This window comes from Ensifer sp. M14 (assembly GCF_003355565.1).
Lineage (GTDB): Bacteria > Pseudomonadota > Alphaproteobacteria > Rhizobiales > Rhizobiaceae > Ensifer.
Map to the genome: position 1 here is coordinate 2,047,606 of NZ_QJNR01000004.1, position 15,091 is coordinate 2,062,696.

13 protein-coding genes are annotated in these 15,091 nt (G+C 62.7%); 10 read left to right on the forward strand and 3 right to left on the reverse strand.

Features of this window, described 5'->3' with window-relative positions; genetic code table 11:
• Positions 1 to 112 precede the first annotated feature (112 nt).
• From BLJAPNOD_RS09785 to BLJAPNOD_RS09795, 3 genes are all read left to right on the forward strand, one after another.
• Complete coding sequence (locus tag BLJAPNOD_RS09785) at positions 113 to 571, forward strand: Lrp/AsnC family transcriptional regulator (RefSeq protein WP_077499731.1); 459 nt, start codon at positions 113 to 115, stop codon at positions 569 to 571.
• 165 nt (positions 572 to 736) lie between these two features.
• Complete coding sequence (locus tag BLJAPNOD_RS09790; RefSeq protein ID WP_077499733.1) at positions 737 to 1,369, forward strand: LysE family translocator; 633 nt, start codon at positions 737 to 739, stop codon at positions 1,367 to 1,369.
• A 149-nt stretch (positions 1,370 to 1,518) separates the two neighbouring features.
• Positions 1,519 to 3,210 carry an alpha/beta-hydrolase family protein gene (locus BLJAPNOD_RS09795; RefSeq protein ID WP_115419665.1) on the forward strand — a complete coding sequence of 564 codons (1,692 nt, stop codon included), beginning with the start codon at positions 1,519 to 1,521 and terminating at the stop codon, positions 3,208 to 3,210.
• 13 nt (positions 3,211 to 3,223) lie between these two features.
• On the opposite strand, the gene BLJAPNOD_RS09800 is transcribed toward BLJAPNOD_RS09795, so the two are convergent.
• On the reverse strand, positions 3,224 to 4,114 hold the full coding sequence (locus BLJAPNOD_RS09800; protein WP_115419666.1) for a LysR substrate-binding domain-containing protein: 891 nt from the start codon (positions 4,112 to 4,114) through the stop codon (positions 3,224 to 3,226).
• A 149-nt stretch (positions 4,115 to 4,263) separates the two neighbouring features.
• Here BLJAPNOD_RS09800 and BLJAPNOD_RS09805 point away from each other — a divergent pair, with 149 nt between their 5' ends.
• The 4 genes from BLJAPNOD_RS09805 to BLJAPNOD_RS09820 all read left to right on the forward strand — a co-directional run bounded on the left by BLJAPNOD_RS09805 (position 4,264) and on the right by BLJAPNOD_RS09820 (position 6,975).
• Entirely contained in the window at positions 4,264 to 4,929 is a 666-nt protein-coding gene (locus BLJAPNOD_RS09805) for an isochorismatase family cysteine hydrolase (protein WP_115419667.1), read from the forward strand.
• Between the two features lie 332 nt (positions 4,930 to 5,261).
• Positions 5,262 to 5,561 carry a GYD domain-containing protein gene (locus tag BLJAPNOD_RS09810; protein WP_077499743.1) on the forward strand — a complete coding sequence of 100 codons (300 nt, stop codon included), beginning with the start codon at positions 5,262 to 5,264 and terminating at the stop codon, positions 5,559 to 5,561.
• Positions 5,562 to 5,659: 98 nt separating this feature from the next.
• Complete coding sequence (locus BLJAPNOD_RS09815; RefSeq protein WP_115419668.1) at positions 5,660 to 6,220, forward strand: transporter substrate-binding domain-containing protein; 561 nt, start codon at positions 5,660 to 5,662, stop codon at positions 6,218 to 6,220.
• An 83-nt stretch (positions 6,221 to 6,303) separates the two neighbouring features.
• Positions 6,304 to 6,975: an amino acid ABC transporter permease gene (locus tag BLJAPNOD_RS09820; RefSeq protein ID WP_244610910.1), complete on the forward strand. Its 672-nt coding sequence runs from the start codon at positions 6,304 to 6,306 to the stop codon at positions 6,973 to 6,975.
• A 2-nt stretch (positions 6,976 to 6,977) separates the two neighbouring features.
• Here the strand turns inward: BLJAPNOD_RS09820 and BLJAPNOD_RS09825 are convergent, their stop codons facing one another.
• The gene (locus BLJAPNOD_RS09825; protein ID WP_115421225.1) at positions 6,978 to 7,844 is read right to left on the reverse strand and encodes a LysR family transcriptional regulator; all 867 of its coding nucleotides are present in this window, start codon (positions 7,842 to 7,844) and stop codon (positions 6,978 to 6,980) included.
• 128 nt (positions 7,845 to 7,972) lie between these two features.
• Here BLJAPNOD_RS09825 and BLJAPNOD_RS09830 point away from each other — a divergent pair, with 128 nt between their 5' ends.
• The 3 genes from BLJAPNOD_RS09830 (at position 7,973) to BLJAPNOD_RS09840 (ending at position 14,400) form a co-directional block, all read left to right on the forward strand.
• On the forward strand, positions 7,973 to 10,420 hold the full coding sequence (locus BLJAPNOD_RS09830; RefSeq protein ID WP_115419669.1) for an FAD-dependent oxidoreductase: 2,448 nt from the start codon (positions 7,973 to 7,975) through the stop codon (positions 10,418 to 10,420).
• Positions 10,417 to 12,864, forward strand: coding sequence for an FAD-dependent oxidoreductase (locus tag BLJAPNOD_RS09835; RefSeq protein ID WP_115419670.1), 2,448 nt, complete (start codon positions 10,417 to 10,419; stop codon positions 12,862 to 12,864). Before BLJAPNOD_RS09830 ends, BLJAPNOD_RS09835 begins: the two co-directional genes overlap by 4 nt.
• Positions 12,865 to 13,113: 249 nt before the next feature.
• On the forward strand, positions 13,114 to 14,400 hold the full coding sequence (locus tag BLJAPNOD_RS09840) for an aromatic ring-hydroxylating dioxygenase subunit alpha (RefSeq protein ID WP_115419671.1): 1,287 nt from the start codon (positions 13,114 to 13,116) through the stop codon (positions 14,398 to 14,400).
• Positions 14,401 to 14,560: 160 nt separating this feature from the next.
• On the opposite strand, the gene BLJAPNOD_RS09845 is transcribed toward BLJAPNOD_RS09840, so the two are convergent.
• The gene (locus BLJAPNOD_RS09845; RefSeq protein ID WP_244610911.1) at positions 14,561 to 15,004 is read right to left on the reverse strand and encodes an Lrp/AsnC family transcriptional regulator; all 444 of its coding nucleotides are present in this window, start codon (positions 15,002 to 15,004) and stop codon (positions 14,561 to 14,563) included.
• Positions 15,005 to 15,091 lie beyond the last annotated feature (87 nt).

Consider the following 15,091-nt stretch of genomic DNA (forward strand, 5'->3'; position numbering starts at 1 on the left):
AAGCGAAACGGGGCGACTGGCAGGCAAATTATATCAGACGCTTGGACCGATCCTTGCTATTTGCGATCACATACCCTTGAGTTGCGCAAACTATTACCGGGATTGAAGAGATATGACGCAGAAAATTGCCGACGAGACCGACCGCAGAATCCTGAGGGAGTTGCTGGCCGACGCACGCATCACCAACAACGACCTTGCCGAACGTGTCGGCCTGTCGGCTTCGCCCTGCCTCAGGCGGCTGCGGCGGCTGGAGGAGACCGGCGTAATCCGCGGCTACACGGCGCTGATCGACCCGGCGGTCGAGGGCTGGACGATGACGGCGATCGCCACCGTCCGCCTCAGCCGTCAGCACGAGGACGAGATCGTGATGTTCGAACAGGCGATCCGCGGCTGGGACGAAGTGCTCGAATGCCACCTGGTCACCGGCTCGCGCGACTATGTGCTGAAGGTGATGAGCGCGGGGCTCGAGCAATACGAGCGCTTCATCAAGGAGAAGATCGCCCGCCTCAAATGCGTGGCCTCGATCGAGACGAGCTTCGTGATGAACACGATCAAGGAGCGGCGGATCTAAGCGGCGAGTGGCCGATGAGCCAGGAAGTCTGAGGCTCCGCGCGCATCGTGGCCGACCCTTGCAATGTCGGCGTGTGTACGGGCATCGATCTCGCCTTGCCAAGCGAGCGCAGGCATTGTCTACTGCCGGATATTGCACACCATATGACCTTTTGGGAGCATTGTGATGCCGTCCATGGAACTGCTTCTGGCTTTCGTCGTGACCACGGCAATTTTCGCCTATATCCCGGGTCCTGCGATGCTTTATGCGGCGGCGCAGACGATGGCGCGCGGCCGCTGGTCCGGTTTGATGGCGACGCTCGGCATTCACCTCGGCGGCTATGTGCATGTCTTTGCGGCGGCCGCCGGTCTGTCGGTGCTGTTTCATGCGGTGCCGGTGCTCTACATGGTTGTCAAGTTTGCCGGTGCCGCCTATCTCGTCTGGCTCGGGATTTCGCTGTTTCGCGCCAAGGCACAAGGGGCGGGCGACTTGCCCGGCATCGGGGCGAAATCCGGCCGGCGCGCCTTCTTCGAAAGCATCACCGTCGAAGTGCTGAACCCCAAGACGGCGATCTTCTTCGTGGCCTTCCTGCCGCAGTTCATCGACGCATCCGCGGCGTTCCCGGTCTGGCTGCAGTTCGTCATTCTCGGCACGATCGTCAACCTGATGTTTTCGTCCGCTGATATCGTCTGCGTCATTCTGGCGGGGGTACTGATGGCCAGGCTCAAGCGCTCGAGCATGGCGCAGCGTGCGATGCAGCGTGTTGGTGGCGGCGTCCTCGTCGGGCTCGGCGTGCACCTGGCCTTCCAGAAAAGCTGATCCGCGCATGCCGCGTGTAGAGGATGGCGCCGGTGGCGGTTACACTGCCGACGCGAGGTTGTCGCCTCTGTGGCTGACGGCTATCAATCGGGCACCGCGCCAACCCACATGGCGCTCTTGACGAACGACTGACAACAAGGAGCCTGCCGGTGGATCACCTTGAAGAGATAGGCCTGCGCAGGGCGAGGTGGCCCGTTCCACGATTCGTGTCCGGGCTTTGGGCGTCGTTGTCGACGACGGGGCTCATCGTCGCCGTAGCGTTCTTCGCCGCGTCTCTGACGCCGAGCCTGATCCCGCGGCCCTACGTCATTCAGGCGATGATCTCAGGCCTTTCGCTGTCTGCCGGCTATGCCATCGGCGTGTTCCTGCGCTGGCTCTGGTCCTATCTCGAACTGCCGGACGTACGGCCGAAGACTGGCCTGTTCCTCAAGCTTGCGGCGGCCCTCGGCTGCGGAATTTTTGCGCTGACCTTTCTTTGGCGGGCGGCGGAATGGCAGAATACCGTGCGCAGCCTCATGGGGCTCGATCCCGTCGAGAGCGCCGAGCCGTTCAAGCTTGGCCTCATCGCCGCTGTCGTCTTCATCGTCATCGTCCTGCTTGTACGCCTGTTCCGGCTGACATTCCGCTTTCTTGCCAAGCGCTTCGAATATGTGTTGACGCGGCCGCTGGCAAAGGTCACCGCCATTGCGGCGGCCATCGCTCTCTTCTGGTCGGCGACCGACGGGGTGATCTTCCGCTACGCACTGCATGTGGCCGACAGCTCCTTCCAGAGGCTCGATGCGCTGATCGACCCTGATGTGGCGCCGCCGACCGACCCGATGAAGACGGGCAGCGGCGCGTCGCTGATGACCTGGGACGAACTCGGCCGGCAAGGGCGCCAATTCATCGCCTCAGGGCCGAGCGCCGGGGATATCGGCGCCTTCTTCAGTGGCGAGGCGAAGGAGCCCTTGCGCGTCTATGCCGGGCTCAATTCGGCCGAGACGGCGAAGGAACGGGCCAAGCTGGCGCTCGAAGAACTGAAGCGTGTCGGCGGGTTCGAGCGGTCCAACCTCGTGATCGTCGTGCCGACAGGCACCGGCTGGGTCGATCCGCCGGGCCTCGATTCGGTCGAGTATCTCTTGAAGGGCGACGTCGCGAGTGTCGCGGTGCAGTATTCTTATCTGGCCAGCTGGTTGTCGCTCCTGGTCGAGCCGGAATATGGCGGCGAAACTGCCAATGCCTTGTTCGACGCGGTCTACGGTTACTGGACGACGCTGCCCAAGGACAAACGTCCGCGCCTCTACCTCTACGGTCTCAGCCTCGGCTCGATGAACTCGCAGGGCTCGGTCGACCCGTTCGGCATCCTCAGCGATCCGTTCCAGGGCGCGCTCTGGGTCGGGACGCCGTTCCCGACGCGGACGTGGCTTTCGGTGACAGCCGGCCGAAATCCGGGCTCTCCGGAGTGGCTGCCGCGCTATCGCGACGGTTCGGTGATCCGCTTCACCGGCCAGCAGAATGCGCTGGATATCCCAGGCGCGGTATGGGGCAATGTCCGCATCGTCTACCTGCAATATGCCAGCGACCCGATCACCTTCTTCGATGCGCATTCCTTCTATCGCGAGCCGGACTGGATGAAGGCGCCGCGCGGTCATGACGTCTCGCCGGACCTCAGATGGTTCCCTGTGGTAACGATGTTCCAGCTTCTGGCCGACGCGGCGACGGGCACGACGACGCCGATAGGCTACGGCCATGTCTATGCGCCGGAACATTATATCGATGCGTGGATGGAGGTCGTCGATCCGCCTGGGGTGACAACGGATGACGCGACCCGGCTGAAGGCGCTGCTCAAGGGGCGCTATTGAAAGCCGGCGCATGTCAGTCGCCGCGCAGATGGGCGGCGATCTGATGGGCAAGCGCCTGGATCAGCGGCGCCTCGGCCTTCTCCGTCGGGCAGAGGAGGTAATATCCCGCGGACGCCGGTATCGCCGTTGCGAACGGCTGGATCAGCCGTCCTTCCTGCAGATAGGAGCGGGTGAGAACATCCGAGACCAGTGCCATGCCCTGTCCCTGCAGGGCTGATGCGACGGCGACGGCGACCGAAGGCACCCGGACGCTGCGGCTGCCTTCAAGCGATATGCGCGCGGCGGCCGCCCAGCGCGTCCATTCCCGGCCGTCGTCCTCGTGTAGCAAGGTGACGTCGCGCAGCTTCCGGTCGCGGTGCGACCCTTCCAGGCGCGGGAAAAGAAGCGGCGAGCAAATGGTCCTGAGCTTCACGTCGCTGACCACCTGCCACCACAGCCCGTTGAACGGCGGATTGTCGTAGACCACAGCCAGGTCGACATCGTCCCACTGCACGTCGCTTGCGCGGATACAGCTGCGCATGGCGAGATCGCTGACCCCGCGTGCGTCGGCGAATTGCACCAGCAGGCTCGCCATCCAGGCGATTGCCAGGGCCGGGGGCAAAGCGACCGTCAGCTTCGTCTGGTGGTTTTCGAGCTGCCGTTCGGCATTGTTTTCAACGGCAACCGCAAGATTGCCGATGGCGTGGGAGACGGTCTGGGCGAAATCGCGCCCGGCGGCGGTCAGGCGAATGTTGCGTCCCGATTTTTCCAGGAGCGTCAGGCCAGTCGTCTCAGAAAGCCGGCGAAGCTGCAGCGATACGGCGCCGGGGCTGAGACCCAGCTCATCGGCTGCCTGGCGCACCGATCCAATCCGGGCAACGGCTTCGAAGACCCTGAGATAGGGCAGGAAATGCAACGCCTTCATTAGAGCTCCAAGCCTTGATTGGCAGTCGATCGATACGTTTCCGTCATCAACAACTGTTTAGCCAAACTAGACAATATCAAGCATAAAAAATCGCTATTCCCAATCGATTTTTGCTTCTATGAATCGGGTCGGAGAGAGGGAGATAAGCCATGATCGCAGCGCAACCATTTGATTTTCCTTATGACGGCAAGCTGGCTCCGTCGCAGACCGCGCTGATGGTGATCGACCTTCAGATCGACTTCTGCTCGCCCAACGGCTACTTCGCTTCGATGGGTTACGATCCGGCGCCGCTCGCGGCCATCGTGCCGGCCGTCAATCGGGTGATATCAGCCGCGCGGCAGGCCGGGTGCCTGATCATCCATACACGGCAGGGCTACCGCGCCGACCTCGCCGACATGACCCCTTACGAAAAATGGCGCCGCAGGCGTTCGGGCCTCGAGAACACGCAGGTACTGCTGCGCTCGAGCCCCGGCTTTCAACTGCTGCCGGAACTCGATGTCGCGGAGAGCGACGTCATCGTCGACAAGACCTGCAACAGTTCGTTCACCTATACGGATCTCGAGCATGTGCTGAGGGCGCGGGGCATCACCCATATGCTCTTTACCGGCTGCACCACCGATGTCTGCGTGCATACAACGCTGCGCGAGGCCTGCGACCGCAATTTCCAGTGCCTGACGATTTCGGATTGCTGCGCCAGTGGCGAGCAATGGGCGCATGAGGCGGCGATCAACATGATCTCGATCGAGAACGGCATCTTCGGCACGGTCTCGACCAGCGAAGCCGTCATCGCCGGCCTGGCCAAAGCCAGCCGCTAGAGCGCTTCATCTTTAAACGGAGGCATTCTGCCGGAAGGAATTTCGGCCAGGACCAAGGCGGTTGGCGAAGAGCGCAGCTGACGCTGCGGTCGAGACGGCCACCGCCGGCAATGGCCAAAATTCATCCGGCCCTTCGGGTTGGCTGAAAACGGCCGCCCACTGTGTCGGATGGCTTGCTCGATGGATCGGCATCGCTCAGCGCCATCCTTCGTGTGGAGCGGCCGTTTTGAGCCAACAGAATTGCTTCCGTTTAAAGATGAAGCGCTCTAGCACCGACAGTACACCTCCATTTTCAAAGCGTTCTGCCAACCGTTCCAACGGAATGATGCCCCATGCAAAGATATATCTCGCTGATGAAACTGACGGCCAAGGGACTGGCCGAACTTGCCGACAGCGGCGCACGGCGCAAGGTGAGCGAAGACCGCGTCTCTGCGCTCGGCGGCCGTTCTGTCGCCTTCTACGCCACGCTCGGAACCTACGATTTCGTCCAGGTTTTCGAGATGCCCGACAATGCGTCGATGATGCAATACGTGCTGACGGCGCGGCGCGACGGGTTCGTCGACCCGCTTATTCTTCCCGCCTTCGACAGCCAGACCTATGGCGACATCGTCGGGCGCGTTTCACCAACCTAATCGAGGGGAATAGAGATGATCAGACTGGCATCGCATGCAACCCTTCTCGGGACCATTCTGCTGTCGGCGGGGCTTGCCCATGCGGAAGTACCGGCCTGTTGCCGACGCTCGGCGCCGGGCGCTGCGACATGATCGTCAGCGGCATCTACATCAACGACAAGCGTCGCGAGACCTATGACGGCGTCTCCTACATGAAGTCGGCAACCGCGATGGTGACCAAGGCCGGCAGCGATGCCATCAAGGTGCCGGAGGACCTGAGCGGCAAGGTGATCGCGCTCGAAGCCGGCGCCTACTACAAGCAGGAGCGGATCGAGCCCCTGAACAAGGTGCTCGCGGCCAAGGGCCAGGCGCCGGTCGAGGTGCAGGAATATCCGACCCAGCAGGCGGCCTACCAGCAGGTGCTCGTCGGGCGTGTCGATGCGACGATGACCGAAGAGGCCGAGGGCGCCTATCGCGCCTCGCGCTCCGACGGGACCTTGCAGCTTCCCTACATCTGGGCCTCGGATTTCACCTACGGCATCTACTCCCGGCGCGGGGACAGCGATGCCGCTCAGATCAAGGCGGGCCTGAAGACCTTGAAGGAGCAGGGCTTCTTTACCGGTATCGCCAAGAAATACGGCCTCGATCCGGCGCTGTTCGACGTCGATTACGACCGTTGATGCTTTGAGAGCGGGATGGGGAAAGTGTGTGCGGTCTTCCGCCCGCATCCCGCTCCAACTTAATCCAAGGAAGCGGGCAGGGCATGAACTTCGACACCAAACTGTTTTTCGATGCCCTGACCATGCCGGTCATGCTGCAGGGTGCGGCCATCGCCATCCTGCTCTCCATCCTGGTTCAGGCCGCCTCGTTCCTGCTCTGCCTGCCGCTCGCCGTCGCGCTCAACTCGATGGCGGCGGTGCGCCGCACGGCGGCCCAGATCTATGTCTGGCTGTTTCGCTCGGCCCCGCTCATCCTCGTGCTGCTGATCGTCTGGAACGGTGCACCGCAGCTCTTTCCCGGCCTGACGCGGGCGCCGTGGTATACGCCCTTTGCCGCCGCCTTCATCGCCTTCACGCTGGTCACCACCGCCTATATGGCCGAGGCGATGCGCGGCGCGCTTTCGGCTATCGGCCAGGGGCAGACGGATGCGGCCCGCGCGCTCGGGCTCAACCGGCTGCAGACCTTCTTCCTCGTCGTCCTGCCGCAGGCCCTGCGCATCGTCATGCCGGTGCTCGTCAACGAGTTCATCAACCTGATCAAGCTGACGTCACTTGCCTATGTGATCTCGATGCGAGAGATCATGGCCGTCGTCAACGACGCGATTGCCTCCAGCTTCCGCTTCGTCGAATGGTATTCAGCGGCACTCGTCTATTATCTGGCGATCGTTTCCATTCTGATGTTCCTGCAGCGGCTGATCCAGCGCCGCATGGCCTAGCTTCAGGCCGCGGCCTCGCTTTCTGCGGAAAGCAGCGTCTGCATCGCACCGATGATCTTGCGGTGCTGGTGGGCGTGGCGGGTGCGAAGGCTGGTGGCGGCATAGACCGACTGCGGGATCACCGGCGCATCGGTAACGATGCAGGCCCGGCCGGATTGCACGAGCCGATCGGCCGTTGCTACTGTCACATAGGCTGCACCACCGAGCGAATGCAGCAGCATGGTGATGGCCATGTTCTGGCCGGTTGCGACCGGCGCTGCCGAGAGATGCGGCAAAGCCAGCCGGTGAGCGCGATCGAAGGCCGGTGAGTAGATCGCCTGGATATAGGTCTCGATCCTGACATCCGATAGCGAAGCGGCGTCTGTGCTCACCATCACGTAATGCAGATCGCCGATCCTTTCATAGTGAAGGTCGGGCAGATAATGCGGGGTATAGAGCAAAGCGAGGTCGAGATCGCCGGCACCGAGATCCCGGTTCATCTGATTGGAGTAGTCTGCTTCCATGTAGATCTCGGTGGTCGGCAGCTCCTTCCGGATGGCCGAAAGCCATTCGCCGGCAAAGGCTTCGGCGAGATCATGCTGGATGCCGAGCCGCATCGAGCGTTCCAGCGCGCCGGCGCTGGTGACCGCACGTGTGGCCTCATGCCATTGGTTTTGCAGCGCTTTTGCGTAGTCCAGAAACCTGAGGCCAGCAGCCGTCGGTACCGTGCCGCCCTTGTTGCGGGTAAAGAGCTTGCGGTTGAACTGCGCCTCCAGCGCCTTGACGCGGTGGGAAACGGTGGACTGGGTGATGTTCAGCCGCTCGGCCGTGCGGTTGAAGGAGCGAGTCTCCATCAGGTCCAGGAACGTCTCGATCAGATCCACTTGCATCGGCATTTCATCCGGTTTCGAAGGTTCGTCCAATCTAATCGAATTCATCGATCAATAAAGCCTGTTTCCATCGCTTGATGGCGCCCCGTTTCACCGGCAAGAATTCCGGCAAAACGAGGGAACAGTGCATGTCGAATTTGCCGTCTCACGCGCGCGTCGTGATCATCGGTGGGGGAGCGATCGGCGCTTCCTCGCTCTACCATCTTGCCAAGGCGGGCTGGACCGATTGCGTGCTTCTGGAAAAGAACGAGCTGACGGCGGGATCGACCTGGCATGCGGCCGGCAATGTGCCGACGTTTTCGTCGTCCTGGTCGATCATGAACATGCAGCGCTATTCCGCCTCGCTCTATCGCGACCTCGGAGCGCACGTCGATTATCCCATGAACTATCACGTCACCGGCTCGATCAGGCTCGGCCACTCGAAGGAGCGGCTGCAGGAGTTCAAGCGCGTCGTCGGCATGGGCCGCTACCAGGGCATGGATCTCGATATTCTCTCGCCCGAGGAGATGCGCAGCCGCTATCCGTTCCTCGAAACCCATAACCTGACCGGTGCGCTCTACGACCCCTATGACGGCGACATCGACCCGGCGCAGTTGACGCAGGCGCTCGCCAAGGGCGCGCGCGACATGGGCGCGAAGATCATCCGCTTCTGTCCCGTCACGGCGGCCCGCCGCGAAAACGACGAGTGGGTGATCACCACGCCGCAGGGCGAGATCCGCTGCGAATATGTCGTCAACGCCGCCGGCTACTATGCCCGCGAGGTCGGCAAGATGTTCGGCCGCGACGTGCCGATGATGGTGATGAGCCATCAATACATCCTGTTCGACGAGATCCCGGAGCTGGCCGCCTGGTCGAAGGAGGCCGGCCATAAGCTGCCGCTGCTGCGTGATGTCGACAGCTCCTACTATCTCCGCCAGGAGAAGAACGGCATGAACCTCGGGCCTTACGAGCGCAACTGCCGCGCCCATTGGGTAACGCCTGATGACCCGATGCCGGAAGACTTTTCGTTCCAGCTGTTCCCCGACGATCTCGATCGGCTGGAATGGTATCTGAACGACGCCGTCGAGCGCGTGCCGATCCTCGGAACGGCCGGGCTGTCGCGGATCATCAATGGCCCGATCCCCTATGCGCCTGACGGCAACCCGCTGATCGGGCCGATGCCGGGCGTGCCGAACGCGTTTGAGGCCTGCGTCTTCACCTTCGGCATCTGCCAGGCGGGCGGCGCCGGCAAGGTGCTGGCCGAATGGATCACCGAGGGCCAGACGGAGTGGGACATGTGGTCCTGCGATCCCAGGCGCTACACCGACTATACCGACCAGGACTACTGCATCGCTAAGGGCATGGAAATCTACGGCCACGAATACGCGATGCATTTTCCGAAGCATTACTGGGCGGCCGGCCGCGGCAAGAAACTGTCGCCGATCCACGATCGGATCGCGGCGCTCGGCGCGCAGTTCAAGCCCTATAACGGCTGGGAACGGGCGATGTGGTACGCCCAAGCCGGTGATGATACGTCGGAAGAGGCGACCCAGACCTGGGGGCGGGCAGGGCCCTGGGCCAAACGCATCGAGGAGGAATGTCTCGCCGTGCGCGATGCCGCCGGCATTCTCGACCTGCCGGGCTTTTCGCGCTTCCGGGTGAAGGGCAAGGGCGCAACCGATTGGCTTTCAGGCCTGATTACCGGCCGCGTGCCAAAGCTCGGTCGCATCGGCCTTGCCTATTTCTCCGACGACAAGGGCCGCATCGTCACCGAAATGTCGGTCATGATGCTGGAAGAGGATTTCTTCTTCCTGATCACGGCGGCAACGGCGCAGTGGCACGATCTCGAATGGCTGCGCAAACACCTGCCTGCGGATGCGGCCTTCACGCTCGACGATGTCACTACGCAATTTAGCTGCCAGATCCTCACCGGGCCGAAATCCCGCGATATCCTCGCAGACATCAGCGATGCGGATCTCGCCAAGGGCTGGTTGACCCATCAGACCGCGCAGATAGCCGGGCGCTATTGCCAGCTGGTGCGCGTCTCCTTTGCCGGCGAACTCGGCTGGGAGATCCACACCAAGGTGGACGATACCGCCGTCATCTTCGATGCCGTCTGGACCGCAGGTCAGAAGCACGGCCTGAAACCCTTCGGCATGGAGGCGCTCGACAGCCTGCGGATCGAGAAGGGCTACCGCGCCTGGAAGGGCGATCTTTCGACCGACTACACTATCCTGCAGGGCGGGCTCGAGCGTTTCGTCGACTGGGCAAAGCCCGGCTTCAAGGGCAAGGCGGCGCTGGAACGGGAGAAGCAGCAGGGTGTCAGCAAACGCTTCGTCACCCTGACGGTCGCCGCCGACGGCTGCGACGCGCCCTACATGTCGACGCTCTGGTCGGATGGCCAGGTGGTCGGCGAAACCACCTCGGGCAATTGGGGCTACCGCGTCGGCAAGTCGATCGCGCTCGGGATGCTGCGCGCCGATCTCGCCGTGCCCGGCAACGAGATCGAGGTCGAGATCTTCGGCGATCGCTTCAAGGCGACCGTCGAGGCCGACCAACCGCTCTGGGATCCCTCCAATGAAAGACTGCGCGCATGAGCAAGCCGATCCCCTCGAAAGCCCGGGCCGTCATCATCGGTGGCGGCGTCTCAGGCTGTTCGGTCGCCTATCACCTCGCCAAGCTCGGCTGGACCGACGTGGTGCTGCTTGAACGCAAGCAGCTGACCTCGGGCACGACCTGGCATGCGGCCGGCCTGATTGGCCAGTTGCGGGCCTCCCAAAACATGACGCGGCTCGCAAAATATTCGGCCGACCTCTACGTCAAGCTGGAGGCCGAGACTGGCATTTCCACCGGTATGCGCCAGAACGGCTCGATCACCGTGGCGCTGACGGAAGAGCGCAAGGAAGAGATCTACCGCCAGGCCTCGCTGGCACGCGCCTTCAACGTCGACGTGCGCGAGATCACGCCTGACGAGGTGAAGGCGATGTACCCGCACCTCAACACCTCCGATGTGAAGGCGGCGGTGCATCTGCCGCTCGACGGCCAGTGCGACCCGGCCAACATTGCCATGGCGCTTGCCAAGGGCGCCCGCCAGAATGGCGCTGTCATCATCGAAGGCGTCAAGGTCACGGCCGTTCTGAAGAAGGACGGCCGGGTGACCGGGGTCACCTGCGAGCAGAACGGCGAGACCTATACGATCGAGACCGACCACGTCGTCAATTGTGCCGGCATGTGGGGCAGGGAGTTCGCGCGGCAGTCCGGCGTCACCGTGCCGCTACATGCCTGCGAGCACTTCTACATCGTCACCGAGGCGATCCCCAACTTGACCCGCTTGCCGGTGCTGCGCGTGCCGGACGAGTGCACCTATTACAAGGAGGATGCCGGCAAGATGCTGATCGGCGCCTTCGAGCTCAAGGCCAAGCCCTGGGGCATGGACGGTATCCGCGAGGACTTCTGCTTCGACCAACTGCCCGACGATTTCGACCATTTCTCGCCGATCCTCGAAATGGCGGTCAACCGCATGCCGATGCTGGAGACGGCGGGCATCCATACCTTCTTCAACGGTCCGGAGAGCTTTACACCCGACGATCGCTACTATCTCGGCGAGGCGCCGGAGGTTAGGGGATATTGGGTCGCGGCCGGCTACAACTCCATCGGTATCGTTTCATCCGGCGGCGCCGGCATGGCGCTGGCTGAGTGGATGAACGACGGCGAGCCGCCCTTCGATCTCTGGGAAGTGGATATCCGCCGGGCGCAGCCGTTCCAGAAGAACCGTGCCTATCTGAAGGATCGCGTGTCGGAAACGCTGGGGCTGCTTTACGCCGATCACTTCCCCTACCGCCAGATGGCGACGGCCCGCGGCGTTCGCCGTTCGCCGCTGCACGAACACCTAAAAAGCCGGGGCGCGGTCTTCGGCGAGGTCGCCGGCTGGGAGCGGGCCAACTGGTTTGCCAATGACGGTCAGGAGCGTGAATACCGCTATTCCTGGAAACGGCAGAACTGGTTCGAAAACCAGAAGGCCGAGCATCTGGCAGTCCGAAACGGCGTCGGCCTGTTCGACATGACCTCTTTCGGCAAGATCCGAGTGGAAGGGCGCGATGCGCTTTCCTTCCTGCAGCGGCTCTGCGCCAACGAGATGAATGTCGAGGCTGGTCGCATCGTCTACACCCAGATGCTCAACGGCCGCGGTGGCATCGAAAGTGACCTGACGGTCACGCGTCTTTCGGAAACGGCGTTCCTGCTGGTGGTGCCGGGCGCCACGCTGCAGCGCGATCTTGCCTGGCTGCGCAAGCATGTACGCGACGAATTCGTCGTCATCACCGATGTCGGTGCTGGCGAAAGCGTGCTCTGCGTCATGGGGCCGAAGGCACGCGACCTGATGCAGAAGGTGAGCCCGAACGATTTTTCGAATGCCGCCCATCCCTTTGGCACGGCGCGCGAAATCGAGATCGGCATGGGGCTCGCTCGCGCCCACCGCGTCACCTATGTCGGCGAACTCGGCTGGGAGCTTTATGTCTCGACCGACCAGACGGCGCATGTCTTCGAGGCGCTTGAGGAGGCGGGGCAGGATCTCGGGCTGAAACTCTGCGGCATCCACACGCTCGACAGCTGCCGCATCGAAAAGGCTTTCCGCCATTTCGGGCACGATATCACCGACGAGGACCACGTGCTCGAAGCCGGGCTCGGCTTCGCGGTGAAACCCGACAAGGGCGATTTCATCGGTCGCGAGGCGGTGCTCGCCAAGCACAATCGCGGGCTTTCGCGCCGGCTGGTGCAGTTCCGGCTCGCCGATCCGGAGCCCTTGCTCTTCCACAACGAGGCGATCGTGCGCGACGGCAAGATCGTCGGCACGATCACGTCGGGCAATTACGGCCACCATCTCGGCGGCGCGATCGGCCTTGGCTATGTGCCGTCTGAAGGCGAGAGCGATGCCGACGTGCTCGGCTCACGCTTCGAGATCGAGATCGCCGGCACGCGGGTGAAGGCAGAGGCGTCGCTGAAGGCGATGTACGATCCGCGCTCCGAACGGGTGAGGATGTAGCGAACGGCGTTTGAGGTTGCCCCTCATCCGGCCTGCCGGCCACCTTCTCCCCGTTTGACGGGGAGAAGGAGACGAGTCGCGACCGTCGAGCTCGTAAGCGGACGAGGCGGAGAGCTTGGTGGCGCGCGCTCCCTCTCCCCGCATGCGGGGAGAGGGTTGGGGTGAGGGGCGGCCCCGCACACCAAGTAAACTTAGCATGCGCGCGCCGGAACGCGGTTCTTCCGGTCTATCTTTCGGGAGTTCAGGCCCATGTTCGCATCGGACCTTTCCAATACCACCGTCGCGGGCGACCGCATCGATCAGCTGGTGGCAGCGCATCGGCCGGGCCATGGGCTGGTCCGCGCCTTCTACCACGACGAGGACATCTACGAGCGTGATCTCGACCGGGTGTTTCGCCGCCATTGGCACTGTGTGGCGCATGAAAGCGTGATCCCGAACCCCAATGATTTCGAAGTCTTTCGCATGGCCTCCGAGCAGGTGATCGTCACCCGCACCGCCACCGGCGCCATCCATGCGATGCTCAATGTCTGCCGCCATCGCGGCGCCGAGGTCTGCACCAAGGACAAGGGCAATGCCCGCGCCTTCGTCTGTCCCTACCACGCCTGGACCTATGGCAATGACGGCGCGCTGAAGGCGGCGCGGCTGATGCCGAAGGATTTCAAGCGCGAGGACCATGGGCTGAAGAAACTTCATGTGCGCGTGGTCGAAGGCCTGATCTTCATGTCTTTTGCCGAAGAACCGCTCGATTTCGCCGAAGTCGAGAACCTGCTGCATGCGACCTGCGGCCAATATGGCTGGGCTACGGCCAAGGTCGCCCACCGCCAGTCCTATCCTGTCGATGCCAACTGGAAGCTCGCCGTCGAGAACTATGTCGAGTGCTACCATTGCGGCCCGGCGCATCCGGAATATTCCGAGACGCATGCGCTCGAACAGCCACTGCACATGATCGAGGAGCTGAACGCCAAGATGGAGGCGCGCACCTGCGCGCTCGGCATCGAGGTCGGCTCGGGTGATCACTGGCAGAGTTCGGCTGGTGGCAAGGAGACGGTGCACGCCTTCCGCTATGCGCTCTATGATGGTGTGAAGACCGGCAGCAAGGACGGCCAGCCCTTGGCCCCGCTGATGGGCCGCTTCAGCGATTTCGACGGCGGCGTCACCTCCATCCATCTCGGCGGCACGACATTCCTCGTCTGCTATCCCGATCACGGCATGATCTACCGCTTCATTCCGAAGACGGCGGGCACCTGCGAGATGGAACTGATCTGGCTCGTCGACGGCAAGGCCGAGGAGGGGCGGGACTACGAGCTCGAAAAGCTCACCTGGCTGTGGACGGTGACAACAGACGAGGACAAGGCGATCATCGAACACACCTCGCGCGGCGTGCGCTCGCACTATTTCGTTCCGGGGCCGATCGCGCCGATGGAACAGAACGAACTGCGCTACATCAACTGGTATCTCGATGAGATCAGCCGGCCGACTCAACCGTCATCCATGAGCCTGCTACAGGGAACCAGCAGCGCCGCGTCGGCGGTGTGAAAGAACTTTGAATGCTGCGGTGGGACGAAGCAAGCTAATGACGGCGCGGACGCGCCGTCGCTAGATTCCTGTGACAAGCACAGGAATGAGGCAAGTATCGGTGGCTCAGCGGCGGTTGGGGTAGCAACAACGCCATGCGTCGTCGAGCGCCGTTGCGCGATCAATCCCGCCGGTCGAAATGCGTGCGCAGCGCCACATGGGTCTGCATGGTCGCAACGCCCGAGATCAACGAAATTTGCCGGCGGATGGTGTCAAGATCGCCGTTCGACGCGCATTCGATCAGGAGCATCAGGTCGGTCTCACCGGCGAGCGACCAGCAGCTGACGACAGGCGGCATGCCGGCCAGATGCGGCACGATATGGTCGCAATTTTTGCCGGGCTGGAAGGATATGGCGATCAGCGCGCGCACCACCGGGGCCTTGTCCTCGACGCCTATGCGGATGGTGTAACCGGCGATCACGCCTTTCGTTTCCAGCCGGCGCAGACGCTCATGGGCAGCACTACGCGACAGGCCGGCATGGCGGGCAAGCGCCACCAGACTCTGGCGCGAATCCTGTCGAAGCGCGGCCACCAGAAGCCGGTCCTTCTCATCCAATTCTGTCAATGTGTCGCCCCTATGCACACCAGGCCGGAAGTTCGTCCGGCTGGACATCATCTTGTCCAGTGAAACCGGACGATAGGCCAGCTAGCT